This window comes from Kitasatospora sp. MMS16-BH015 (assembly GCF_002943525.1).
In the GTDB taxonomy this organism is placed as follows: domain Bacteria; phylum Actinomycetota; class Actinomycetes; order Streptomycetales; family Streptomycetaceae; genus Kitasatospora.
The window spans coordinates 681513-706087 of the sequence record NZ_CP025394.1 but is presented as its reverse complement, the minus strand read 5'-3'; the positions used below and the strand labels follow the sequence as shown (position 1 = coordinate 706087).

Annotated in this window: 19 protein-coding genes and 3 pseudogenes; 14 read left to right on the top strand and 8 right to left on the bottom strand. The window is 74.0% G+C overall.

The genetic code is table 11. From position 1 onward, the window contains the following. Positions 1-76: 76 nt before the first annotated feature. Both CFP65_RS03080 and CFP65_RS03075 read right to left on the bottom strand, forming a co-directional pair. Positions 77-1816: a penicillin-binding transpeptidase domain-containing protein gene (locus CFP65_RS03080; RefSeq protein WP_104814629.1), complete on the bottom strand. Its 1740-nt coding sequence runs from the start codon at positions 1814-1816 to the stop codon at positions 77-79. Between the two features lie 101 nt (positions 1817-1917). Further along, entirely contained in the window at positions 1918-4782 is a 2865-nt protein-coding gene (locus CFP65_RS03075; protein WP_104814628.1) for an FAD-binding and (Fe-S)-binding domain-containing protein, read from the bottom strand. Positions 4783-4886: 104 nt separating this feature from the next. Between CFP65_RS03075 and CFP65_RS03070 the strand changes: the two genes are divergently transcribed. Next, entirely contained in the window at positions 4887-5519 is a 633-nt protein-coding gene (locus tag CFP65_RS03070; protein ID WP_104814627.1) for an HIT family protein, read from the top strand. A 100-nt stretch (positions 5520-5619) separates the two neighbouring features. Here the strand turns inward: CFP65_RS03070 and CFP65_RS03065 are convergent, their stop codons facing one another. Beyond that, the gene (locus tag CFP65_RS03065) at positions 5620-6657 is read right to left on the bottom strand and encodes a glycosyltransferase family A protein (protein WP_104814626.1); all 1038 of its coding nucleotides are present in this window, start codon (positions 6655-6657) and stop codon (positions 5620-5622) included. Positions 6658-6909: 252 nt separating this feature from the next. Beyond that, on the bottom strand, positions 6910-7677 hold the full coding sequence (locus CFP65_RS03060) for a transglycosylase SLT domain-containing protein (protein ID WP_104814625.1): 768 nt from the start codon (positions 7675-7677) through the stop codon (positions 6910-6912). Between the two features lie 638 nt (positions 7678-8315). Between CFP65_RS03060 and CFP65_RS03055 the strand changes: the two genes are divergently transcribed. The 3 genes from CFP65_RS03055 to CFP65_RS03045 all read left to right on the top strand — a co-directional run bounded on the left by CFP65_RS03055 (position 8316) and on the right by CFP65_RS03045 (position 11034). After that, positions 8316-8951: a maleylpyruvate isomerase N-terminal domain-containing protein gene (locus tag CFP65_RS03055; RefSeq protein WP_104814624.1), complete on the top strand. Its 636-nt coding sequence runs from the start codon at positions 8316-8318 to the stop codon at positions 8949-8951. Between the two features lie 167 nt (positions 8952-9118). Then, positions 9119-10087 (top strand): pseudouridine-5'-phosphate glycosidase, encoded by a 969-nt coding sequence (locus tag CFP65_RS03050; protein WP_104814623.1) that lies wholly within the window; start codon positions 9119-9121, stop codon positions 10085-10087. Next, positions 10084-11034 (top strand): carbohydrate kinase family protein, encoded by a 951-nt coding sequence (locus CFP65_RS03045; RefSeq protein ID WP_104814622.1) that lies wholly within the window; start codon positions 10084-10086, stop codon positions 11032-11034. The genes CFP65_RS03050 and CFP65_RS03045 overlap by 4 nt, the downstream gene beginning before the upstream one ends. Here the strand turns inward: CFP65_RS03045 and CFP65_RS03040 are convergent. Continuing rightward, complete coding sequence (locus CFP65_RS03040; protein ID WP_104814621.1) at positions 11028-11651, bottom strand: hypothetical protein; 624 nt, start codon at positions 11649-11651, stop codon at positions 11028-11030. The two genes, CFP65_RS03045 and CFP65_RS03040, sit on opposite strands and share 7 nt — an antisense overlap. Before the next feature lie 64 nt (positions 11652-11715). Here CFP65_RS03040 and CFP65_RS03035 point away from each other — a divergent pair, with 64 nt between their 5' ends. The 4 genes and pseudogenes from CFP65_RS03035 (at position 11716) to CFP65_RS03020 (ending at position 14212) form a co-directional block, all read left to right on the top strand. Continuing rightward, positions 11716-12054 carry a hypothetical protein gene (locus CFP65_RS03035; RefSeq protein ID WP_104814620.1) on the top strand — a complete coding sequence of 113 codons (339 nt, stop codon included), beginning with the start codon at positions 11716-11718 and terminating at the stop codon, positions 12052-12054. A gap of 149 nt (positions 12055-12203) precedes the next feature. Beyond that, positions 12204-12515, top strand: coding sequence for a hypothetical protein (locus CFP65_RS03030; RefSeq protein ID WP_158701995.1), 312 nt, complete (start codon positions 12204-12206; stop codon positions 12513-12515). After that, positions 12497-13306 carry a trans-aconitate 2-methyltransferase gene (locus CFP65_RS03025; RefSeq protein ID WP_371682350.1) on the top strand — a complete coding sequence of 270 codons (810 nt, stop codon included), beginning with the start codon at positions 12497-12499 and terminating at the stop codon, positions 13304-13306. Before CFP65_RS03030 ends, CFP65_RS03025 begins: the two co-directional genes overlap by 19 nt. Before the next feature lie 340 nt (positions 13307-13646). Then, positions 13647-14212, top strand: a pseudogene (locus CFP65_RS03020) (transposase). Between the two features lie 47 nt (positions 14213-14259). On the opposite strand, the gene CFP65_RS03015 reads toward CFP65_RS03020, so the two are convergent. Next, positions 14260-15333, bottom strand: coding sequence for a GlxA family transcriptional regulator (locus CFP65_RS03015; protein WP_254552192.1), 1074 nt, complete (start codon positions 15331-15333; stop codon positions 14260-14262). A 101-nt stretch (positions 15334-15434) separates the two neighbouring features. Between CFP65_RS03015 and CFP65_RS03010 the strand changes: the two genes are divergently transcribed. Continuing rightward, positions 15435-16028: an MBL fold metallo-hydrolase gene (locus CFP65_RS03010; protein ID WP_104814616.1), complete on the top strand. Its 594-nt coding sequence runs from the start codon at positions 15435-15437 to the stop codon at positions 16026-16028. 73 nt (positions 16029-16101) lie between these two features. Here CFP65_RS03010 and CFP65_RS03005 read toward each other — a convergent pair whose 3' ends face one another. Beyond that, positions 16102-17382: an FAD-dependent oxidoreductase gene (locus CFP65_RS03005; protein WP_174805497.1), complete on the bottom strand. Its 1281-nt coding sequence runs from the start codon at positions 17380-17382 to the stop codon at positions 16102-16104. Positions 17383-17596: 214 nt separating this feature from the next. Between CFP65_RS03005 and CFP65_RS03000 the strand changes: the two are divergent. The 5 genes and pseudogenes from CFP65_RS03000 (at position 17597) to CFP65_RS02980 (ending at position 23196) form a co-directional block, all read left to right on the top strand. Beyond that, a pseudogene (locus tag CFP65_RS03000) lies at positions 17597-18600 on the top strand (IS5 family transposase). 90 nt (positions 18601-18690) lie between these two features. Continuing rightward, the gene (locus CFP65_RS02995) at positions 18691-20043 is read left to right on the top strand and encodes an NAD(P)/FAD-dependent oxidoreductase (RefSeq protein ID WP_104814614.1); all 1353 of its coding nucleotides are present in this window, start codon (positions 18691-18693) and stop codon (positions 20041-20043) included. Positions 20044-20075: 32 nt separating this feature from the next. Continuing rightward, a complete protein-coding gene (locus CFP65_RS02990; RefSeq protein ID WP_104814613.1) occupies positions 20076-20501 on the top strand; it encodes an ester cyclase in 426 nt (141 codons plus the stop codon). Beyond that, positions 20491-22221 carry a CocE/NonD family hydrolase gene (locus tag CFP65_RS02985; protein WP_104814612.1) on the top strand — a complete coding sequence of 577 codons (1731 nt, stop codon included), beginning with the start codon at positions 20491-20493 and terminating at the stop codon, positions 22219-22221. The genes CFP65_RS02990 and CFP65_RS02985 overlap by 11 nt, the downstream gene beginning before the upstream one ends. A gap of 36 nt (positions 22222-22257) precedes the next feature. Further along, entirely contained in the window at positions 22258-23196 is a 939-nt protein-coding gene (locus CFP65_RS02980; protein WP_104814611.1) for an NAD-dependent epimerase/dehydratase family protein, read from the top strand. 38 nt (positions 23197-23234) lie between these two features. Here the strand turns inward: CFP65_RS02980 and CFP65_RS02975 are convergent. Then, positions 23235-24463, bottom strand: a pseudogene (locus CFP65_RS02975) (glycosyl hydrolase). Between the last annotated feature and the right edge of the window lie 112 nt (positions 24464-24575).

The window sequence follows — 24575 nt, the reverse complement described above, 5'->3', positions numbered from 1 at the left end:
ACTGTCCACGATGCGCCCGGACCGGTGCCGGGGCACCTCGGGGGCGGGCGGCCGGTGCCCGCCCCCGGTGGGGGGATCAGCCCTCGTTGCCGGCCTTGAGCACGCGGGCGGCGACCTGGCCGGCGGCGTCGGCGCCGTGGCCGCCCGCGTGGATCTCGACGGCCACGGCGAGGTCGCCGCGGTAGGCGATGAACCAGCTGTCCGGGTCGGCCTGGCCGTCCTCGTCGGCGGTGCCGGTCTTGGCGCCGATCTGGCCGGTGAGGCCGGCCATCGGAGCGCGGGCGGTGCCGTCGGTGGCGGCCTTGGCCATCATGGCGCGCAGGTCGCGGGCCACGGCGGCGGGCAGCCGGCCGGTGGCGGCGGCGCGTTCGGTGCCGTCGACCAGGTACGGCTGGCGGAAGGTGCCGTTCTGCACGGTGGCGGCCACCGAGGCCATCGCCAGGGTGTTCACCTGCACCCCGCCGTGGCCGATCAGCTCGGCGGCCTGGTCGTCCCGGGAGGCGGGGACGGGGATCTTGGCGTCGAAGCTCGACAGACCGGTGTGCCAGACCAGGCCGAGGCCGAACTGCTCGACGGCGACCTTGCCCAGGTCGCCGGGGGCGAGGCGGGCCAGGCCCTGGTCGATGAAGGCGGTGTTGCAGGAGTGGGCGAAGGAGTCGGCCAGCGTGTAGCCGAGGTGGTCGCCGGGCTCGTCGTTTCGCCAGGTGCGCGGGGAGGTGGTGGTGGCCTTGCAGGGGGCGGGGCTGTCCGGGCCCAGGCCGGATTCGAGCAGGGCGGCCGCCGTGACGGTCTTCAGCGTGGAGCCCGGCATCAGGGTGCCGCCGAAGGCGCGGTTGAAGCCCGCCGGGGTGCTGGCCGCGGCGAGGATCCGGCCGGTGCTCGGCTCGATCGCGACCAGCGAGCCGGCCCGGCCGCCGCTGGTCTGCTCGGCCAGCGCGGCCTCGGCCGTCTGCTGGAGGTCCGCGTCCAGGGTGACCTTGCGCTGCGCCGCGCTGCCCTCGCCGAGGACCAGCAGCTGCTTGTCGGGCAGGCCCGGCCGGATCAGCACCACTGCCCGCCCGGGGGTGCCGTCGGAGACCGGGCGGCCGTCCTTCAGGTCGGCCAGCAGGGCCGTCACGGCGGAGCCGGTCAAGGGGGCGCCGTCGCGGTCCACCAGATGGCCGGCCGGGATGGGCGTCGGCCGTACCGTGAGCATCCCGTTCGGCACCAGGTCGGGGTGGATCACCTTCGGGGTCCAGTGCACCACCGTCCGCCCGTCGGCCGTGCGGACCAGACCGAGCGCGCTGTCGTACTCCAGGGCACGGTCCGTGCCGTCGAAGGCGAGCCGCGCGTGGAAGCCCATGGTGACGGTGCCCGCCGCCCCCGCGGGCCCGGGGCCGGTCGGGGTGAGGGTCAGCTGCTTGGGGGCCGCGCCCTGACGGAAGACGGTGAGCGCCGCACTGGTGCTGATCGGGTCGTCGGTCAGCACGGCGGCGGCCGTCAGGTCGCCCCGGCTCCAGGCGGCGAGGAAGCCGGCGGCCGCGTTGGTGGCCTGCTTGGTGCTCGGCGGCGGGCCGGCCGGCTGCGGGGCGGCGGCCCGGCCGTCGGCCGTCGGGGTGCCGCCCTTGGAGCCGTTCATGATGGCGTGGGTGAGGTTGTACGCACCGCAGCCGCCCACCGCCAGCAGGCTCGCGGTGACCACGGCGATCCCGATGCCGATCACCCGCCGCTTGCGTGAGCCGGGCTCAGGTTCCGGTTCGACGGCGTCCGCGTCCGTGGACCCGATCACGTCCTCGTGTTCAGGCTCGACCACGTCCTCGTACTCGTACTCGCTCATGCCGCCCCCGTTGGATCGTTCGATCGAAAACCGTTTCGGACATCATCGCTGCTCCGGGCCGCTCGGCGGCCGGAGGATGCGAAATCGTCATGGACTCGATGTCAGGTGGCTCGAGGTCGGTCGGGGAGGCGGTCGCGGAGCAGCTCGGCGAGGTGGCGGGCGCGCCGGCCGGGGGCGAGGCCGGCGATCTGGGTGCGGCAGCTGAAGCCGTCGGCGAGGACCTCGGTGTCCGGGTCGGCGGCGCGGACGGCCGGGAGCAGGCGGCGTTCGGCAGCGGCCACCGAGACGTCGTGGTGGCCGGCGGTGAAGCCGAAGTCGCCGGCCAGGCCGCAGCAGCCGCTGTCCAGCACCTGGTTGGCGATGCCGAGCCGGGCCTCGATCCGGCGGTCGGCCGCGGTGCCGAGCACCGCGTGCTGGTGGCAGTGCACCTGGGTGATCGCCCGGCTCGGGGCGCTGGGCAGCTCGACCCCGCTCTCCTCCAGGAACTCGGCCAGCGTGCGGACCCGCCCGGCCAGGCCACCGGCCTCCGCACCCAGCAGTCGCGGCGCCTCCTCGCGCAGTGCGGCCGTGCAGCTCGGTTCCAGCCCGATCACCGGCAGGCCGGGCGGTACGGCCCGCAGGCTGCGCCGCAGTGCCGCCCGGGCCGGGGCGAGCTGGCCGGTGGAGATCCAGGTGAGGCCGCAGCAGACCGGGCCGGTGGGCAGCCGGACGGCGAAGCCGAGCCGCTCCAGGGCCTCGACGGCGGCCCGGGCCGGGGCCGGGTCGAGCAGGTTGGTGAAGGTGTCCGGCCAGAGCACCACCGGTGTGGCACCCGGGAGTTCGGGGTTGGCGGCCCGGTGGCGGCGGTACCAGCGGGCGAAGGTCTCGGTGGGCAGGGCGGGCACCGGACGTTCGGGCTCGATCCCGCCGAGCCGGCGGAGCAGCGGGGAGCGGACGGCCCGGTCGGCGAGCGCCGGGGCGAGGGCGGCGGCGCGCAGCCAGAGCGGCAGCCAGCCGAGCGAGTAGTGCGCGCGGGGGCGCAGCCGGCGGCGGTAGTGCTGGTGCAGGAACTCGGTGCGGTAGGTGGCCATGTCCACGTGCACCGGGCAGTCGCTCGCGCAGCCCTTGCAGCCGAGGCAGAGGTCCAGCGCCTCCCGCACGTCTTCGGACTGCCAGCCGTTGGTGAGGAATTCGCCGCGCAGCAGCTCCGCGAGCAGCCGGACCCGGCCCCGGGTGGAGTGCCGCTCCTCGCCGGTGGCCATGTAGCTGGGGCACATCACCCCGGTCTCGGTGTCCAGGCACTTGGCCACGCCCACGCAGCGGTGCACGGCGGTCAGCAGGCTGCCGCCGTCCTGCTCGTAGGGGAGCGCCAGCGGCAGCAGATCCCGCCCGGGGAAGCGGAGATCGGCGTCCAGCGGACGCGGGTCGACCAGGGCGCCCGGGTTGAAGGTGTCGTCCGGATCCCAGCTGCGCTTGAACTCGCCGAACAGCGCGATGACTTCGGGCCGGTACATCCGCGGCAGCAGCTCGGCCCGGGCCTGGCCGTCTCCGTGCTCGCCGGAGAGCGAACCGCCGTGCGCCACCACCAGATCGGCCGCCTGCTCCATGAACTCCCGGAAGACGGCCGCTCCTTGGCCACCGGGCAGCGGGAAGTCGATCCGCAGGTGGACGCAGCCCTCGCCGAAGTGGCCGTACGGCACGCCGCGCAGCCCGTGCCGTTTCAGTAGAGAACGCAACTCGCGGAGGTAGGAGCCGAGTCGCTCCACCGGGACGGCCGAGTCCTCCCAGCCGGGCCAGGCCTGGCGGCCGTCCGGCAGCCTGGTCACGATGCCGGCCCCGGCCTCCCGGACGGCCCAGAGGGCGCGCTGGGCGGCCGGGTCGGTGACCAGGGCGGTGGTGGCGCGCGGGGTGCGGCGGACGGTGGCGGCCAGGGCCCGGGCGGCGTCCAGCGCGGCGGCCGGGGTCGCGCCGCCGGTCTCCAGGAAGAGCCAGCAGCCGCCCTCGGGCAGGTGGCCGAGCGCCGGCGGCCGCGGGCCGGCCGCGAGCAGGGCCTCGATCAGATCGGCGGCCATGCCCTCCACGGTGAGCGGGCGCAGCGGCAGCAGGCCGGGGACGGCGTCGGCGGCGGCCGTCTCGTCCGGGTATCCGGCGATCAGCAGGGCGCGGGCGGGCGGGTCCTCGACCAGGCGGACGGTCGCGCCGAGCAGCAGGCCGCAGGTGCCCTCGGTGCCGGTGAAGGCGCGGGCGAGGTCGTAGCCGCGCTCGGGCAGCAGGGCGTCCAGGGCGTAGCCGGAGGTGCGGCGGGGAAGGTCGGGCAGGCCGGTGCGCAGGAGCGGGAGGTGGCCGGCCGCGAGGTCTTGCAGGCTGCGGTGCAACTCGCCTTCGCGGCCCGGCCGTTGGCGGAGCTCGCGGCGCTGCTCGGGGGTGGTGGGGCCGGTCAGGGTGAGCTCGGTGCCGTCGGCGAGCAGCACCTCGAGGCTGTGCAGGTTGTCCGAGGTGCGGCCCCAGGCGAGCGAGTGGGCGCCGCAGGAGTCGTTGCCGATCATGCCGCCGAGGGTGCAGCGGCTGTGCGTGGACGGGTCGGGCCCGAAGCGCAGCCCGTGCGGGTGGGCGGTGGCCTGCAGCCGGTCCAGCACCGCGCCCGGCTCCACCCGGGCGGTGCGGGCCGCCGGATCGACCGCGAGCACCCGGCCGAGGTGCCGCCGGAAGTCGAACGCCACCGCCCCCGGCGCGATCGCCTGCCCGCCCACGCTGGTGCCCGCCCCGCGCGCCAGCACCGGCACCCCGCGCTCCCGGCAGACCGCGAGGGCCGCGTGCACGTCGGCCCGGTCGGCCGGGCTGACCACACCGAGCGGCAGGTGGCGGTAGTTGGAGGCGTCCTGGCTGTACACCGCCCGCTCGGCCGGGTCGAAGCGGACCTCGCCGCGGACGGCGCGGCCGAGCGCGCGGGCCAGCTCGGTGTGGTCGGCGGCGGAGAGGGTGGCCATGCCGGGATCATCGCAGCAACGGCCGTGCGGTGGGGCGTTGACGCCCCGGCAGGCCGGTACCCGGTGGTGCGGGGGCGCGGTGGCGTGTGACATTGTTGCCGGGCATGAGAGATGATCTTAGGACCGAGCCCGGCCAGACTCCTGCCCCGAGCCCGTACGTCTCCCGGCTGCCGATCGGTGAGCGGATCGAGCTGCGCGAGGGGGCCGTCCCGACCTGGGAGGTCTTCCCGTTCGAGGGCGAGATCCGGGCCAAGGTGCTCGCCGCGCCCGTGCTGCCGGAGCCGCCACGGCACGGTGAGGACGGCGCCGAGACCTGTGGCCTGTGCACCAAGCCGGACTCCGAGTTCCTCTGGACGGACGAGCGGTGGCGGCTGAGCGACACCGGTGAGCCCAGCGGGCTCCCGGCGGCGCTGCTGCTCCAGCCCCGTGACCACCACGACCTCGCCGACCTCCCGGCCGAGCTGGCGGCCGAGATCGGGCCGATGCTCCAGCGGGTGGAGCGGGCCGTGCGGACGCTCGGCGGCATCGCCCGGGTGCACGTGAACCGCTGGGGCGACGGCGCCGCCCACCTGCACCTCTGGCTGATCGCCCGGCCCGAGGGCATGGTGCAGATGCGCGGCACCTGCCTGCCGCTCTGGGACGAGGTGCTGCCGCCGCTGCCGGAGGCGGAGTGGCGGGAGACCAACCGGCGGATCGCGCTGGCGATGGCCGCCGAGGGCGGCACCGCACACTGCTGAGCTGCTCCTTCAGGCCGTGTCTGGTGCTTCGGGCCGCGCGGGGGCTGGTGTTTCAGGCCGCGCGGCGACTGGTGTTTCAGGCCGCGTGGCGACTGGTGTTTCAGGCCGCGCGGCGGCCGACGGCGCCGCGGGCGATGTGGGAGAGCTTGGCGAGTTCGAAGGCCGCGTAGGCGCCGCTGGCCAGCAGCGAGAACTTGACGCCCTCGCGGCCGTCCGGGCGGCGGAAGCCCGCGGGCTGGTAGGTGCGGTAGTGCTCGGCGGCGCGGTTGAAGAACTGCGGGCGCTGGGCCCGGGGCACGCAGCCGCCGAGGTCGAAGACGAAGAGGTACTGCCGGATCATCCGGGTGAACAGGTGCGGCAGCACGTCCGTCGCGCCGGCCTCGTGGGCCAGCTCGAAGCTGCGCTCGTACTGGTCGAACACGTCGAAGTGGCTGCTGCCGGGCGAGCCGGTGGGGTGCAGGGTGTGGCGGCGCCGGATGGTCACGCACTCGCGGTCGAGCACCGCGACCCGCTCGGCCGCCAGCAGGGCCTGGTGCACCACCGGGACCTCGTCGTAGTGCCCGTCCGGGAAGGCGGGGACGGAGCCGCGCCGGAGCAGCCGGTCCCAGACCAGCGGTGGGGCGCTGAACAGCTCCGGGCGCTCCAGCCCGGACCGGACCTCCGGCCCGGCGGCCGTGAGCAGCCCGGCCGCGCCGCCCGGCCAGCTGCGGCCGGCGTGCTCGCGGGTGTGGCCGAAGAGCAGCACATCCAGCTCGCCGGTCTCGCCGAGCCGGTCGGCCATCGCCTGCAGGGCGTCCGGGTCGAGCAGGTGGTCGCTGTCCAGGAAGAGCAGGTACTCGGCGGTGGCGTGGGCCGCCCCGGCGTTGCGGGCCCGGCCGATGCCGACGGCGGCGTCCAGGCGCAGCACCTGCACCCGGGGGTCGCGCATCTCGTACGCCTCGGCGAGGCGCTCCGGGCTGCCGGCGGAACGGTCGACGACGAGCACGATCTCGAAGGCGCGGAACGTCTGCGCGAGCAGGGAGTCCAGGCAATCCTTGAGCTGGTCCTGCGCATCGTAGGCGGGCAAGACGACCGAGATCATCGGCGTCGGCTTCTTCGCGGCCGGGGGAGTGGGCGGAGTCGTCGCGTGCGAGGGCATGGCCGGAGGCTAGAAGGCGTGTACACGTCCGAGCAAAGCCCCGAAAAGCCGTGAAATGCGCATAAGTGGGCAGGCTGCCCGGTTGTGCGCGAAATCTTCACCAGGCGGTCACGGTATGTGATGTTGACAGTTGGTCAGCGATTTCCGGGGCGCCCGATGTTGTCCGTACACGTGCGGGGATGCCCGTAGGGGCGGCACCGGGAGTGGTGCCGCCCCTACGGGGTGGTGCGGTGCTGCGGGGATCAGCGCCGGTCAGTACGCGCTGTGGACCTGCCAGAAGGCCCAGGCGGCGCACGGGCTGCCGTAGGTCTCGTTCATGTACTGCAGGCCCCACTTGATCTGGGTGGCCGGGTTGGTGCGCCAGTCGGAGCCGGCCGAGGCCATCTTGTTGCCGGGCAGCGCCTGCACCAGGCCGTACGCGCCCGAGCTCGGGTTGGTCGCGGTCACGTTCCAGCCGCTCTCGTGCTGGATGATGTTGTTGAAGCACTGGAGCTGGCCGGCGGGCACGATCTGCGCGGCGATCTGCTGCGGGGTGCCGGTCGGGGCGGCGTTCAGCGCGGCGCGCTGCTGCGAGCGGGAGGCGGCGTCGGCGGCGGCCTTCGCGTCCGCCTTGGCCTTCGCGTCGGCGGCGGCCTTGGCGTCGGCCGCAGCCTTCGCATCGGCGGCGGCCTTCGCGTCCGCAGCCGCCTTCGCGTCCGCGGCTGCCTTGGCGTCGGCAGCGGCCTTGGCGTCGGCAGCGGCCTTGGCGTCCGCGGCGGCCTTGGCATCGGCGGCGGCCTTGGCGTCAGCCGCGGCCTTCGCGTCGGCGGCAGCCTTGGCGTCGCTCGCGGCCTTGGCCTGGTCCTGGGCCAGCTTGGCGGGGTCGGCACTCGGCGAGGTGGCGGCGATCGACTGCGGGACGGCGGCCACGGCGGAGGGGGTGTCCTGGGGCATGGCCAGCGCAAAGGTCGCGGAGCCGGCCACCGCGAGGGCGGCGACACCGGTGATGACGGCGTTACGGCGGTTCTTGAGCAGCTGCATGGAGGGGGACAACCTCTTCCGTCGGACGGGGCCGCACAGGGCACACGGGTATCGCGAAGCGAGTTCGGGAGTACTGGCCCGCATGCCGTGTCGGACGGCCGTGGCACCCCGGCTGTGGAGCGGGGCGGGCGGGAGAAGCGCGAACCTGGGCCGGTGGACACACCCACCGGGCCGCCGCGCTGCCTTGCGACCTGGACATTCTTGGCAGACCCGCGCGGCGGGGGCAACGCCCCTCGGTACTACGGCCGGTCGTAGGCACGGCGAAGCGCCCGGGGCGGAACCAGGCGTTTTGGTCCGGTTTACCCCGATCCGAGAGTCCGGAAACCTATGAGTTGGAATCGACCGTCGTTGCCGGGCTGACCAGGGCCGATCCGGGCTCGAACGGTCGGCCGGGGCGGTGGTGGGCGTGGGTGGGTTGCGGCTCCGGCGGCCGGTCCACTATCGGGAGTAGTGGAGTGCGGCAGCGGTGTGGGCGGCCTCACAGGAACCGTGCGGCGGGTTCGGCGCTGGGCCAGCGGTCGGTCGCGCAGGGTCACCGGTGCGGAGCTGGAGGGGCGGAGGTGGCCCGTGGGAGGGTGGGGGCAGGGCCCGGGCCGGGACGGCCGGCGCCGGGGGAGAACAGAAGAGGGGTACGGGGGATGAACGGGATCCGGGCGGATTACCTGGCGGCCGGGCGGGTGGCCGTGGCGTTGCTGCGGGCGCCGGAGGTGGCGGCGGCCTGGGAGGGGCCGAGCGCGCTGGCGGAGTTCCGGGTGAGCGGGTTGGCCGGGCACCTGGCCAACCAGGTGGTGCTGGTGCCGCAGCTGCTGGCCGGCCCCGAGCCGGCCGTGGAGCGAATCCCGCTGGTCGAGCACTACGCGCGGGCGAGCTGGGTGGAGGCGCCGCTCGACGCCGAGGTCCACGTGCAGATCCGCCAGGGCGGCGAGGCGCTGGCCGTGCCGGGCCCGGCCGCGCTGGCCGACCGGACGGAGGCGGTGCTGGACGAGCTGGCCGGGCTGCTGCCCGAGCTCGGGGACCGCTCGGTGCAGGGCCCCGGGTGGGGCTGGTCACTCGCGCTGGACGACCTGTTGGTCACCAGGATGATGGAACTCACCGTGCACGGCGATGACTTGGCCGTCAGTGTGGGCCTGCCGACCCCCGAGTACCCCGCCGGAGCGGTGACGGCCTCGGTGCACCTACTGGCCGAGGTGGCCGTGCGGCGGCACGGTGCGACGGCGGTGCTGCGGACGCTGTCCAGGGCGGAGCGGGCGTCGGGGTCGATCGCCGCGTTCTGAGCTCGGCGCAGAGTCTGTGGGGTCGGTCTGCGGGATCGGTCTGCGCGGGCGGCGTGTGGGTCGGCCTGTGGGTCGGCTTTGCGGAGTCGGACGAGGTTTACGGGGTGGGGGTGGTGGGCGAGATAAGGGGGATGACGAACGGTTCGCGGGTGGGCGTGTCGGAGCGGATGTCGGAGTCGGTTCAGGGGGCAGTGCCGGGGGCGGTGCCGGGGTTGGCGGTCGCCGAGGAGGTGCGGGAGGCGCTGGCGGGCGGGGTGCCGGTGGTGGCGTTGGAGTCGACGATCATCGCGCACGGCCTTCCCCGGCCGCGGAACCTCGCCGTGGCAAGGGAGTTGGAGGAGCTTGTCCGCGCCTCGGGTGCAGTGCCGGCCACCGTGGCGGTGCTCGACGGAGTGCCGCACGTGGGCCTCGGCAAGGAGGGACTGGAGCGGATCGCCACCGACCCCGGCCTGCGCAAGTTCGGCTTCCGCGATCTCGCCCCCGCCCTGGCCACCGGCGCGAGCGGGGCCACCACCGTCTCCGGCACGGCCTTCCTGGCTGCCCGGGCCGGCGTGCGGATCTTCGCCACGGGTGGCCTGGGCGGGGTGCACCGCGAGTGGACCACCACCCAGGACGAATCCGCCGACCTCGCGCTGCTCTCCCGGACCAGGATCACCGTGGTCTGCGCCGGGGTGAAGTCGATCCTCGACGTGCCCGCCACGCTGGAGCGCCTGGAGACCCTCGGGGTGGGCGTACTCGGCTACCGGACGGCCGAGTTCCCCGGCTTCTACCTGACCAGCTCGGGCCGCCCGGTGGACTGGACGGTCCGCGAACCGGCCGAGGTGGCCGCCGTGATGCGGGCGCAGGACGCCCTCGGCGGCCTGGACTCCGCCCTGATCGTGGCCAACCCGGTGCCGCCGGAGCAGCAGTTGGACCCGGCCCTGCACGACCGGGTGCTGGCCGAGGCGCTGGCGGCCGCCGAACGGGCGGGCATCACCGGCCAGGCGCTCACCCCGTACCTGCTCAACCACCTGGTGGAGCAGACCCAAGGCGCCTCGCTGGAGGCCAACTTGGCCGCCGTGCGGGGCAATGTGCGGCTCGCCGCGCAGATCGCCGCGCACTGGGCGGGTGGCGGTGCGGCGGGTGAACCGGCATGACGGCGCTGCTGATGGTCGGCACGGTGGTCACCGACGTGGTGGCCCGGCACCGGGGGCCGCTCGCCCCGGGCACCGACACCGCTGCCCAGACGCTGCTGCTGCCGGGCGGGGCAGCCGCCAACGCGGCGGCCTGGGCGGCGCGTTCGGAGTTCGCGAGGGGTGGGGTGGAGGTCCGGCTGCTGGCCAAGGTCGGGGCCGACTCGGCCGAGTGGCACCGGGCTTCGCTGCTCGCGGCCGGGGTGCGGCCGCAGCTCGTGGTGGACGCGGAGCGGGCCACCGGGGTGGTGGTCTGCCTGGTCGACGAGGAGGCCGAGCGCACCTTCGTCACCGACTTCGGGGCCGCCGCCGAGCTCGGGCCGGCCGATTGGGCGCCCGCGCTGCTGGACGGCGTCGGCCATGTGCACCTCTCCGGCTACCTCTTCTTCTCCCCGGGCGGACGGGAGTTGGCGGCCCAGCTGCTGGCCGGTCCGGTGCCGGTGAGCGTGGATCCGGCCTCCACGGCCTTCATCACCCGGCTCGGGCTCGGCGCCTTCCGGGAGGCAGTCCGGGGCGCTCGCCTGGTGCTGCCCAACCTCGGCGAGGCCCGGCTGCTCACCGGCACCGGCGACCCGGCGCTGGCCGCCGAGCGGCTCAGCGGGGTGCACGGTGAGGCGGTGGTCACGCTCGGCGCCGGTGGCGCGGTGGTCGCCCGGGAGGGGCGGGTGCTCGGTCGCGTCCCGGGCCAACGGGTCGAGGCCGTGGACAGCACCGGCGCCGGGGACGCCTTCACCGGCGCCTTCCTGGCCGCCCGGCTGGCCGGGGCAGATCCGCTGGAGGCGGCCGAACTCGGCTGCGCCGCTGGGGCGTTGGCCGTGACGGTGGTGGGTGGCCGACCGCCGCTCGGGGGGCGTGCGGCGAGCGGGGGCGGTGCGGCGAGGGGCGGCGGGGCGGTGGTCGGGCGTCAGTGACCGTACGGCGGTTGAAAGCAGCCGTTCTCCGGGAACGGGCCGGTGATCTCGACCACCACCCGGGTGGGACCGGTCGAAGCCGTCACGCAGGCGTCGTCGTGGACCCGGAGGCCGATGTCGGCACCCTCCGGGTAGGTGTAGTCGGTGCTCTGCGGAGACAGGTACGGCGGGAACGCCTTGACGATCAGCGGGCCCTCGGAGCGGTTGCCGTTGGCGGCAGTGGACTCCGTTCGGTACCCCAGCTGTTCGACCAGGGCGGTGCGGACGGAATCCGGGTCCCACTTGTGCTGATCTCGGAGGCGTTCCAGGACGGGCTTGATCCGGTCGGCCTCGCGCTGTGCGTCCGGGGCGCTCTCCGGCGACATCTCGCGGGCCCGGCGGTAGGCGAGGTTGTCGCCGTTGTGCGGCGCGCCGTCGCCGGCGCCCGGCTCCACGTACGGCGAAGCGCCGACCGGCCTCGGGCTCGCGCTGGTACTCGTACTCAGGCTCGTGCTCGGAGCGGGGGTGCCTGCGCCGGTGGTCCGTACGTCGCCGCAGGCCGTGAGGGTGGTCGCGGCTGCGGTGAGCAGCAGCGCCGCTGCGAGGTGGCGGCGGCTCCGGGAGGCGGTGGTCGGCATGCGGAGGATTATCGCATGGGGACGGGCGGGGCCTTGCGGGGGCCCCGGTCCGTAGAGTGTGATCATGGGAATCGAGCTCGAACTGCACACGACCCGGCCGGCTCGGATCGACTACGAGCGGACGCGAGCCACCCTCGTCCTCGGCTCCTACGAACACGGCGCGGCACTGGCGTCAGCCTTGGGCCGGCTCAAGCAGCAGCGGGCCCCCAAGCTCTGGTCCGCCGACCCGTACGGGGACACCTTCTTCGACGCGGCGGACGTGCAGACCGCCTTGGGCGAGATCGACGAACTGCGGGCCTGCAGCGGAGGTGCCGGTGAGACGGCCGCCGTGGACGACCTGGCGCGGATGCTCCGCGCCTGCCTCGCCCATCCGGGCAGCTCGCTCTGGTTCATGGGCGACTGAGGGTGCGGCCGGGCCCGGTGGTGGCGGGCGGGGCAACGGTTGTTCGGTCGTCGGGGCGCTACCGTGCGGGGATGCGAGAAGACGGGCGAGGAGTGAGGCGTCTCGGTCGGGATGCCTTGCGGGTGGCGGCGGCCGGTGGGGGCCTCCTGATGCAGGCGGTGATGCTGCTTGCCATTGCCGCGGACTGGGTCGAGGCGTCGAACGTGTCGGAGGAGTGCGGATACGACGGCACCTGCATCGACGATGGACTCGTCGGGGTGACCGGCGCGTTGGAGTTGGCGGTGGTTGTCGTCGAGGTGCTGGCCGGGGTGCTGTGGTGGGGCTACCCGTTGTGGCGGCGGCGGCTCGTGCCGCAGGTCGATGACTGGTGGGCCCTGGTCGCGCTCCGGTTGCCGGTGGCGGTCATGGCAGGGTGTGCGGGCTCGGTGATGGTCGCGATCGGATGGCGGCTCTTCGGGTGAGCGGGGGCGGGAGAAAATTCACGGGGCGTCAGGCGGGGCGGGCTGATACTGGTGCGATGTATTCGGATGAGGAAGTCGCGGCGCTGTACGACGTGTTGAATCCGTGGGATCCGGAGGTGTGGCCGGCGGACGGGTTTCATTCGCGGTTGGTGATGGGGGCCGGGGCGGTGCTGGATGTGGGGTGTGGCACCGGGGCGTTGCTCGGGTGGGCTCGGGAGAACGGGCATGGGGGGCGGTTGGCGGGGGTGGATCCGGATCGGGCGGCGTTGGCGCGGGCCAGGGCGCGGCGCGGGGATGTGGAGTGGGTGGAGGGGGTGGCGGCCGGGCTGGGGTGGACGGCGGAGTTCGAGTTGGCGACGATGACCAGCCATGCGTTCCAGTGCCTGGTGACGGATGAGGAGATCCGGGCTTCGCTGGCCGCGATCAGGGCTGCGCTGCGGCCGGGCGGGCGGTTCGCGTTCGAGACCCGTCACCCGCAGGCGCGGGCCTGGGAGGGGTGGACGCCGGCAGCGGTGTCGGAGGTGCGGGACGGGGCCGGGCGGGCGCTGCGGGTCTGGTACGAGGCAGCGGAGGTCGAGGAGGGGGTGGTGTCGGTGGCCGAGACGACGGCCGACGCCGAGGGGACGGTGCTGCGGGTGGACCGGCAGCGGCTGCGGTTCTTGAGCGAGGCGCGGCTGGACGGGTTCTTGGCCGAGGCCGGGTTCGAGGTCGCGGAGCGGTACGGGGACTGGGTGGGCGGGCCGGTGACGGCGGCGAGCGGGGAGCTGGTCACGGTGGCGCGGCGGGCCTGAGGGGGAGTCTGCCGCCGGGTGCGTGGCGAAGGGCTGCCCCATAACTACTGGTCGGGGATTTGGCAAGATGCCTGGCTGCCATGCAGGTGCCTCGTGGCCTTCGCCTATGGCAGCGACCGTGTTGTCAGTGCCTCGGGGTACGGTGCGCTGTGATAGGCCGGACGGAGATCGCCAGGGACTCGCGGCCATGGGGGGTGGGTCGGACAGGCCCCGGCGTTGGCTCGGGTCTGGAGGTATATTGCCGTGTCCCCACCCCCCAGCTCCGTGTGCGTCCGGAGTGAGAGCGCGGTTTCCCGTGTCTCCCGGCGGACCAGGTAGCCACTGATGACATGATCTTGGCGTGGCTGGTTTGATCACGGCGTCGGAACCGCCGTGGATAGCCCCCTTTGCGGGGCTGAGCCCGCGCGACTTCCGCAAGCTGGCGACAGTCCGCCGAGAGGGTGCTGACACCGTGCGGCCGGGTCGGCCTTGGAGCCTTCCGCTGGAAGACCAGGGGGCCTTCTGGTCGCGGCCTACTGGCGGACCAACCTGACGCTACGGCAGCTCGCCACCAGGTCGTCGTCGACGCCCACACCCGCCTGGTGGTCACGGTGGGGCACCCCCTCCCGGACAGCCGGAACGACTGCAAGGCCATGGTCGAGTCCGGCACCAAGGCAGCCGTCGGCCGGACCGCCACCGTCGCCGACCGCAGCTACCCCGGCACCGGTCTCGTGATCCCGTACCGCCGGCCCAAGGGCGGTGAGCTCACCGACTGGCAGGCCGAACGGGTCCGGGCCTGCGTCGAGCAACGTCTTCGCCCGGATGAAGGCCTGGAAGATCCTTCGCGACTGCCGCCTCAAGGGCGATGGCGTCCACCACGCCATGCTCGGCATCGCCCGCCTCCACAACCTCATCCAGGCCACGTAGACAGATCCCGCCGAGGGGCGGCTCACGCTGGCCGGATCCGTCCGAGATCAATTACGGGACGGCACGTAGCGATCCTCTTCGAGGACCGGATCCGGAGCAGGCTCGAGGTGACCGTGGTGGCGGTCCGGTGGCGGTCGGTGAGTTCCGGGCAGGTGGGGACGGTCCGGCTGGGCTGCGGCGAAGGCCTGGCGGTAGGAGCGGGGCGGTACGCCGCGTCGGCGGACGAACTGCTCGCGTAGCACGGCTGCGCTGCCGTAGCCGACCTGGCGGGCGATCTCCTCGACCGGGAGGTCGGTGGTCTCCAGGAGCTCCTCTGCTCGGCTCAGCCGCAGGCTGCGCAGCCAGGCGTGCGGGGTGGTGCCGGTGGCGGCGGTGAACCGACGGGCGAAGGAGCGTCGGCTCATCATCGCCTGCCGGGCCAACTCCGTGACAGGCAAGGGCTGATGGAGGTTCGCGCGGGCCCAGGCGAGGACTTCGGCGAGCCGCTCGTCCGCGCCGTCCTCGGGCACGGGCACAGCCAGGTACTGGGCCTGCCCGCCGTCCCGGTGGGAGGGCAGCACCATGTCCCGGGCCACGGTGTTGGCGAGGGCGGCGCCGTACTCCCGCCGCAGCAGGTGCAGGCACAGGTCGAACCCGGCGGCAGCTCCGGCGCCGGTCACGACGGTGCCCTCGTCCACGTAGAGCGCCTCGGCCTCGACGGTGACCTGCGGGTGGCGCTCGGCGAGCAGCGCGGCGAACCGCCAGTGGGTGGTGGCCCGGCGGCCGTCGAGCAGTCCGGCGGCGGCGAGCGTGAAACTTCCGACGCAGTGGGCCGCGACCACCGCGCCGCGCCCGTGCGCGGCCCGCAGGGCGTCGAGCACGGCGGGCGGCGGCGGAGTGCGGAACTCCGCCCCGGGCAGGGCCAGCACCAGATCGGCCTCGGCGAGCCGTTCCAGGCCGTGCGGGACGGCCAGCGGCAGGCCGCAGTCCGTGGGCAGCGGCCCGGGGCGGTCGGCGCAGAGTGCGAAGTCGAAGCCGGGCAGCGCCGCGCCGTGCGGGCCGAACACCTCGGTGACCAGGCCGGCGGCGAGCAGCCCGACCCCGGGCGGGGCGTAGGCGGCGACAGATCTGAACGGTGGCACGGCGGCAGTCTGCCACGACCCGGCACCGCCTGGCACGAATCCTGCGATCATGGGCACTTGTGCCACTCGTCCGCCACCGCCGGCTCCGCGAAGCTTGAGCCATGACAGACGCACCGCTCGGCCGCAGCGCCGCCTTCAAGGTCCTGACCACCGGTTACGTCGGCTCCACCGGCCCCGGAGTCGCCGCCACCGTCTCCTACCTCACCGACGCCGGCCGTCACCTGATCTTCGACCCGGGCATGGTGGCGAGCCCCGAGGCCATCCTCGCCCCGCTCGCCGCACTGGGCCTCGGGCCGGAGGACGTCACCGACGTGGTGCTCAGCCACCACCACCCCGACAACACCATGAACGTCGGCCTCTTCCCCCGGGCTCTGGTGCACGACCACAAGGTCGAGTACCGCGGCGACCAGTGGAAGAACCGCGATGCCGAGGGCTACGAGCTCACCCCGTCCCTGCGCCTGATCCGCACCCCCGGCCACAGCCCCGAGGACATCACCCTCCTGGCCGGCACCCCCACCGGCGTGGTCGCCTTCGCCGGCGACCTCTGGTGGCACTCGGCCGGCCCCGCCGACGACCCGGTCGCGCCCGACCGCGACCAGCTCCGCGCCTCGCGCGAACGCGTCCTGGCCGCCGCCACCCTGATCGTCCCCGGCCACGGCGCCCCCTTCACCCCCGACGCCACCACCCCGCGCTGAGGGGTGCCGGCCCGTGGGGCCGGGAAAGCGGCCCTTCGCCGGCGCAGGGCGGGAGGAGGGGCGGTGTACGTGATCAATGCCCCCGGGGCACCGGTCGGCTGGACGGGGTCCCCGTGCGCGCCGGCTCCCCGTGAGCTGACCTGAGGGCCTGCTCCTGGAGTTGGTAGTAGACGCCTGCGAGGATCCGGCGCTGGAGCGCCGGGCTGTGGTCCACGATCCGGTACAGGGCGCGGCGGCCCGCCATGGCGAGGGGTCGGGAGCGGGCGAACATCTCCTCCTGGCGCAGCTGGAGGTCGCGTGAGCGGGCCACCGAAGCCTCCCGGCCGCGCTGGAACTCGGCGAGTGCGGCGGTCAGTTCGGGCTCGCCCGGCGCCCGGCCGGCCAGCACCGGGCCGAGGAGCCCGGCCAGGGCGACGGCGTCGACCACGGCGTGGTTGACCCCTTGGCCCAGGACCGGTGAGAGGGTGTGGGCCGCGTCGCCGACCAGCACCAGGCCGGGCCGCGACCACTGCGGGACGACGGTGGTGAAGATCTTCAGCACCGTGGTGTTGGCCCACCCGTGCAGCACGGTGCGGACGGACTGCGCGCACTCCGGCGCCAGCGCGTCGAGCCGGCGGTGCAGGGCGCCGATCCCCGCCTCCCGCAGGGCCCGCAGCCCGCCCTGCGGGATGTTCAACCCCACCCGCAGCTGGTCCGGGTAGGTGGGGATGAACAGCCCGTGGTGTTCGCCCTCGATCCGCACCCGGTAGGTGTCGCTGCTCCACTCGCGCGGGAAGGGCAGCTTGAGCCAGATGACGTCCCGGCCGAGCGGGATCCTGGTGCTGCGCAGGCCGGCCAGTTCACGTACCTTGCTGAACCGGCCGTCCGCCGCGACGGTGACCGCCGCGCGGACCGTCACCGCCCCGGCCGGGCCAACCCCGTGGACGCCGGTCACCGTGCCCCCGTCCGTCAGCAGCTCCACCACCCGGGTGCCCCGTAGCAGGGTGAAGCCCGCGTGCTCGTCCGCCGCCTCGGCGAGTGCCGCCAGCAGCACCGGCTGCGGCAGCTCCACCGGGCAGGGGAAGGGGTACGGGAGCCGGGAGAAGTCCGTGGTCAGCACGGTGCGGCCACGGTCGGTGATCTCCATCCCGCGCACCTCCAGGAGGGAGCCGCGCAGGCCGTCGAGGAGGCCGATCCGGTCGAGCAGCCAGACCGAGTCCGGTGAGATCGACTCGCCGCGGAACGAACGGTCGAAGTGGTCGCTCTGCTCGACCACCACCACCTCGACACCCTGCCGGGCCAGTTCGAGCCCGAGCGTCAGGCCGGCCGGCCCGCCGCCCACCACACAGACCTGTGCGGACAGTTCCCCCGTCATCGTCTCCCCCTTCGTGCCGCTCGCCTGATGGTTCGCTCACCCGATGGTCCGCTCGCACGCAGTCGGAGGGTCACCGGCATGCCTTAAGTCCGGGATGAGCCTTCGGCCCGGGCCGAGGCGGCGGCCGCTAGGCGGCCTTAGGGCACGTATCGGGTTGTGATCACTTTGTGGGTTTCGCCCTCGCGCTCGTGCCTGATCCGGTAGATCGTGTTGTGTGACGCGTGTGCAACTGACCGATGCCGAGTGGGAGTTCATCGAGCCGTACCTGCCGATCGGCGAGTACGGCCCGTACCCCGAGCGGCTGCGCCGCCAGTTCGAGGGCGTGATCTGGCGGTTTCGGACGGGCGGCCAGTGGCGGGAGATGCCGAGCGAGTTCGGCGCCTGGTCGACCGTCCACAACCGCTTCCGGCAGTGGAGGGACGCCAGGGTGTTCGAGGCCCTGCTGGAGGGCGCGATCACGGAAGCCGCCAGACGGGGCGAGGTGGACCTCTCGCTGGTCAGCGTGGATTCCACCACCATCCGGGCCCACCACGACGCCGCCGGGATGCACCTTGACCCCGACACGCTCGCCGACCTGGAGAAGGCCGCCGAGGAGGCGGAGAAGGCCCGGCAAAAAGGGGCGGCCCGCAGGGACAAGACGGACAGGACACCGCACACGACCCGGAACGGGACGAGCTCCGACGCGTCCGACGCAGGCGAAGGCTCCGCCTGAAGGCCGCCCTGCTCGGACGCTCCAGAGGCGGACAGACCAGCAAGGTCCACGTCGCCGGCGAGCGCAGGTGCCGCCCGCTGGCGTTCATTCTGACCGAGGGGCAGGCCGCCGACAGCCCGCAGTTCATCCCCGTCCTGGAGAAGGTGCGGGTCCGCGGGCCCGTCGGCCGCCCCCGCACCCGGCCCGACGCGGTCGCCGGGGACAAGGCCTACTCCTCCCGCGCCAACCGCGCCCACCTGCGCGGTCGCCGTATCAAGGCGGTCATCCCCGAGAAGAAGGACCAGGCCGCCAACCGGAAGAAGAAAGGCAGCAAGGGCGGCCGGCCCGTCAGCCACGACACCGACCTCTACAGGGAGCGGAACACCGTCGAGCGCCTGATCAACAAGCTGAAGGCCTGGCGAGGCATCGCCACGCGATACGACAAGACCCCCGGCAGCTACCTCGCCGGCCTCCACCTCCGCGGCGCGATGATCTGGATCAAAGACCTCACCAAAACCGCCCCGTGATCACAACCGAATACGTGCCCTAAGCGCCTACGGTGCACGGTGGGTCGAGGCAGTGGGGCAGGGCGCGGCGGTGAGCCGGGAGGAGAGCCGATGTCGGCACGGGTGTGCGTGATCGGGGCCGGGGTCTGTGGGCTGGCGGCGGCCCAGGTCCTCAAGGAGCGGGGCATCCCGTTCGACGTCTACGAAAAGGGCTCCGACATCGGGGGCCAGTGGCGCTTTCGCAACGACAGCGGCGCCTCGGCGGTCTACGACTCGATCGAGCTGAACAGCTCCCGGGACATGAGTCACTTCCCCAAGTTCCCGATGCCGAGGGAGTACCCGCTCTTCCCCGGGCACCCGCAGATGCTCGACTACCTGGAGCGCTACACCGAGCACTTCCACCTGCGGCCGCACATCCGCTTCCGCACCGAGGTCGCCGAGGTGCGCGAGGAGCCGGACGGCGGCTACCAGGTCACCCTCGGCGACGGCGGGAGCCACCACTACACCCACGTGCTGGTGGCCAACGGCTTCCACTGGGACCCCAAGCTCCCCGAACCCGGCTACCCGGGCGAGTTCACCGGCACCCAGCTGCACAGCAAGGACTACAAGACCGCCGAGGGGCTGCGCGGCAAGCGCGTCCTGGTGGTCGGCTTCGGCAACACGGCCTGCGACATCGCCACCGAACTGTCCACCGTGGCGGCACGGGTGTACTCGAGCGCCCGGCGCGGCTTCTGGATCACCCCGAAGTACTTCTTCGGCCGTCCGGCGGACCAGGTCAACCTGCCGTTCGCCAAGTACGTCCCGCCCGGGGTGCAGAGCGTCACCCTCACCGCGATGCTCTGGCTGATGCAGGGCCGGATCAGCAAGTACGGCCTTCCCGCGCCGGGGCACCTGGCCCTGCGTACCCACCCGGCCACCTGCGAGGGCTACCTGCCGGCCGTGAAGGCCGGCCGCATCCTGGTCCGGCCCGGCATCGAACGCTTCGAGGGCGGGCGGCAGGTGCGGTTCACGGACGGCAGTGTGGCCGAGGTGGACACCATCCTCTGGTGCACCGGGTTCAGGTTCAGCTTCCCCTTCCTGCCACCGGAGTTGACCCCGGTGATGACCGGGCCGATGCGGCTCTTCCGCCGGGTGGTGATGCCCGGCCACGACCGGCTGTACTTCCTCGGCTTCGCCAAGACGCTCAGCGCCATCACCCCCGTCGCCGAGGCGCAGGCCGAGTGGGTCGCCGACCTGATCCAGGGCCGCACCCGGCTGCCGGATCGGCAGCGGATGGCGGCCGAGATCGCCGCCGACGAGCGCAGGGTCCGCCGGCGCTACTCCGCCACGCCGAAGCTCACCGTCGAACTGGACGTCTACCGCTACCTGCGCCAACTGCTCCGGGACCGGCGCCGCCACCTGGTGCCCGGCGGCCCGGTGCAGACCCCCGCCCCTCGTACCCCGATCCCCGCCGGTACCCGCTGAAGCCGGTACCCGCTGAACTGGGAGAGACCACCATGGACAACCACCTGCTGTGGGAGCGCTGGATCGCGCTGTGGAACGGCGATCTCGCCGTCGGCAAGGAGATCCTCGCCGAACGGCTGACCGTGCACTCCCCGAAGCTCTCGGACGCGCTGGACCCGAGTGCCGTCACCGACCGCGACGCCGCCCTGGCCCTGATCGGCGGCGTGCTGGGCATCGCCGACCTGCACTACCGCACCGAGGTCGGCCCGCTCGCCGAGGGCCACCTGGTCACCGGCGGCTGGCAGTTCACCGGCACCTACCGGGGCGGCCTGCCCGGTGCGACCGCCGCGCCCGGCACCTCCGTCGCCAACCGGGGCATCGACATCCTCAGGACGGAGGACGGGCGGATCGTCGAGTGGTGGAGCGCGGCCGAGAACCTGACGCTGCTCGCCACCCTGGGCCTGATCCATGCCGGTTGAGCAATTCATCCGGCCGACCGGGCGTACCACCACCGGGAGCCTGCTCTCCCGCGCGGTGGCCCGCCTGCTCCACCTCCCGCCCGCCACCCGGACCGTCCGGGTCACCCGGGATCTGCGGGTCCCGATGCGCGACGGCGTCGACCTGCTCGCCGACCACTACGCCCCCGCCGACGGCGGCCGTCCGCCGACCCTGCTGGTCCGCAACCTCTACGGCTGGGATCTGCCGATCGGCTTCCTCTACGGCCGGCTCTACGCCGAGCGCGGCTACCAGGTGCTCGTCCAGCGCTGCCGGGGCACCTTCGGCTCGGGCGGCACGCTCGACCCCTGGGTGCACGAGGCCGCGGACGGCCTGGACACCGTCGAGTGGCTGAACCGACAGCCGTGGTACTCCGGCGAGTTCGCCACCATCGGCGCCAGCTACCTGGGCTACGTGCAGTGGGCGCTGCTGGCCGACCCGCCACCGGGCCACCGCGGCGCGGTGATCCAGATGGGACCGCACGAGTACTCCCAAGTGGCCTGGCCCGGCGGCGCGTTCGCCCTGGACACGATGGCCGGCTGGGCCTCGATGCTCAGCCACCCCAAGCGCGGCCCGCTGCGCGACAACCTCCGACAGCTACGCGAGCAGCGGCGGCTGCGGACCGCCTACGGCCAGCTCCCGCTCGCCGCGGCCTGCCGGCGCGCCCTCGGCCGGGACCTCCCGCACCTCGACGCCTGGCTGGCCCACCCCGGGCCGGACGACCCGTACTGGGCCGCCTCGGACCACAGCCGCGCGCTCGGTGCGGGCAGCGCGGTGCCCGTCCTGCTCCAGGGCAACTGGTACGACGCCTTCCTCGCCCAGACCCTGCAGCAGTACACGGCGCTGCGCGCGAGCGGCGCGGCCCCCCGGCTCACCGTCGGGCCGTGGACGCACACGGCCATCGGCCGCTGGTGGCCCACCTTCATGGCCGACTCGCTGCGCCGGTTCGACGAGCTGTTCGCGGGCCGCCGCCCGTCCGAGGCGGCTGAGCCGTCCGAGCGGTCCGAGGCGGCCGAGGTGGCGGAGCCGTCCGAACTGGCCGAGCCGGTGCGGCTGTTCGTCCTCGGCGCCGACCGGTGGCGCGGCTTCACCGCCTGGCCGCCGCCGCAGGCGGTCGAACAGCGCTGGTACCTGCACCCGCACGGTGGTCTGGCCCTGGAGCCTCCGACGCCCGGCCCGCCCTCGCGCTACCGCTACGACCCCGCCGACCCGACCCCGGCCGTCGGCGGCGCGTGGACGGGCCCGGGCGCGGGCCCCCGGGACAACCGGCGACTGGAGGCCCGCCCCGACGTGCTTACCTTCACCAGTACGCCGCTCGCCGCCGACCTGGACGCCATCGGCCCGGTGGCCGTGGAGCTGTACGTCCGCTCCAGCCTGCCGCACACCGACTTCTTCGCCCGGCTGTGCGACGTCCACCCGGACGGGCGGTCCGTGAACATCACCGACGGCCTGCGCCGGATCAGCACGCAGGGGAGTGCCGAGGTGCACCGGATCCGCTTCGAACTCGCCCCCACCGCCTGCCGGTTCCGGGCCGGTCACCGCATCCGCCTGCAGATCTCCAGCGGGGCCCACCCCCGCTTCGCCCGCAACCCCGGCACCGGCGAGCCGACCGGATCGGCGGCGCGGCAGGCAGCGGCCGAGCAGGAGCTGCACCACCGACCGGACCGGCCCTCGGTGGTGGTCCTGAGCGCGGTGCCGTCCTGAGCCTGGTGCCCTGAATCCTGCCCCGAGGTGGTGGAGATGTCCCTGCACGTCATCGTCGGAGCCGGCCCCGTCGGGTCGGCCACCGCCCTGCTGCTCGCCGAACAGGGGCACGAGGTGCGGGTGGTGACCCGGCGCGGCCGCGCGCCGCAGCACGGACGGATCGAGCCGGTCGCCGCCGACGCCACCGGGCCGGGGCTGCTCAGCGCGCTGGCCCGGGATGCGGTGGCTCTCCACAACTGCGCCAATCCGCCCGGCTACCAGCACTGGTCACGCGAGTGGCCCCCGCTCGCCGCCGCGCTGCTGACGGCGGCCGAGCGCACCGGAGCCGTCCTGGTCACGATGAGCAACCTCTACGCCTACGGGCCGTCCAGCACACCGCTGACCGAGCAGTCGCCGCTGGCGGCGAGCGGCCCCAAGGGGCGGCTGCGCGCCGGGATGTGGCTCGCGGCGGCGGCCGCCCACCGATCGGGCCGGCTGCGCGCGGTGGAGGCCCGAGCCGCCGACTACTTCGGCCCCGGGGTCACCGAGAGCCACACGGGCAAGCTGCTGATCCCCCGGCTGCTGGCCGGCCGTCCCGGGATCCTCTACGGCAACCCCACTCTCCCGCACGCCCGAACCTACGCGCCGGACGCGGCCCGCACCCTCGCGCTGCTGGCCACCGAGGAGAGCGCCTGGGGGCGTGCCTGGCACGTCCCCGGCCATCCGGAGCTGAGCCAGCGTGAGTTCGCGCTCCGGTTCTGCCGCACGGTGGGCGCTGCCGAGCCCCGCCTGATCACGGTGAACCGCCGCCTCCGGCGGGCCGTCGGCCTGCTCAACGCCCGCATCCGGGAGCTGGACGAGATCGCCTACCAGATCGAGCAGCCCTTCACCCTGGACTCCACCGCCCTCACCGAGGCCTTCGGCCTCCACCCCACCCCGTGGCCCGAATCCTTCCGCGCCACGGCCACCTGGTGGCGCGAGCGGCCGCCGGCCTGAGCCCCGCGCCGGATGACCTGCGACTTCGGTGGCCGGGATCAGGCGGTCAGCGGGGGTGCAGGGGAGAGGAGTTCGGTGATGCCGCGGGCGGCGAGGTGGCTGGGGTCGGCCGCGGCCGGGGTGAGCACGATGGCCGGGCGGCGGCCGGCGGCGTGCAGGGCGGACCAGGTGTCGTGGAAGGCGGAGCCCGGGGCGCAGGCCGAGCGCGGGGCCGCCGGGTCGAGGAGCAGGGCGGTGGTGCGCGGGGGCGGCTCGGGTGCGTGGCGGAGTTCGGTGGCCAGGGCGGCGAAGCTGCGGGCAGCGGGCTTGAGGGTGCGGTCGGAGGTCAACAGACCGAGGCCGTACTCGAGTTCGGGGAAGTCGGCCAGGCTGCGGGAGACGTCGTGGGAGCACCACCAGGTGATGCCGTAGAGGCCGGTGCAGTCGGCTGCCGCGCGGACGGTGGCCTCGGTGAAGGCCGGGCCCTGCTCGGGTGGGACCAACGGGCTTGGGGCGCCCACCTCTTGGAGCCAGACCGGACGGCTCGGGGTGGCGGCCCAGGCGTGGGCGAGCTCGATCAGGTAGGCGGCGTGGCCCGTGGTGGCCGCCGCCGCGTGGCCGTGGCGCTGGGCGGTGCCGTTGAAGACCCAGGAGTGCACGGTGGTGAGGGCGCCGAGGCGGGTGGCGTGGGCCGGGGTGAAGGGGTGACCGTCCTGGTACCAGACGGCGTCGTACTCGGCGTGGGTGTGGAGGCGGTGCGGGGCGGCGGCCGTGCAGACGCCGAGGAGGTCGGTGAGCCAGTCGGCGGCCTGGTCCTGGGTGCAGCGGTCCGGGTCCGGGTGGGGGTCGTCGGAGAACTGGTCGACCTCGTTGCCCAGGGTCAGGCCGAGGAAGTTGGGGCGGTCGGCGAGGGCGGTGGCGAGGGCGCGCAGGTAGGCGCGCTGGCCCGAGCGGACCTGGGGGTCGGTGAAGAGGTTGCGGCGGTGCCAGGTGGTGAGCCAGGACGGGAGGAAGTCGAAGCTGGAGAGGTGGCCCTGGAGCGCGTCCACGGTCACGTCCAGGCCGAACTCCGCTGCCGCATCGAGGAGTCGGCCGAGCTGGTCGAGGGCCTGGGGTCGGATCAGGGTGCGGTTGGGTTGGAAGAGCGGCCAGAGGGCGAAGACCCGGAGGTGGTCGAGGCCGAGGGGGAGAGCGAGTCGAGGTCGCGGCGGATGGAGTCGAGGTCGAAGTCGAGCCAGTGGTGGAACCAGCCTTCGGTGGGCGTGTAGTTGACGCCGAAGCGGAGCATGGCCGGGCCTCTCGGGGGAGGGGAGGGTGGGACGGAGAGAACTGAGGGAGTTGCGCAGGGCGGGCGGGTAAGGGGGCGGCCGGGCGGGAACGGGTCGGGCCCGCGCCGATCG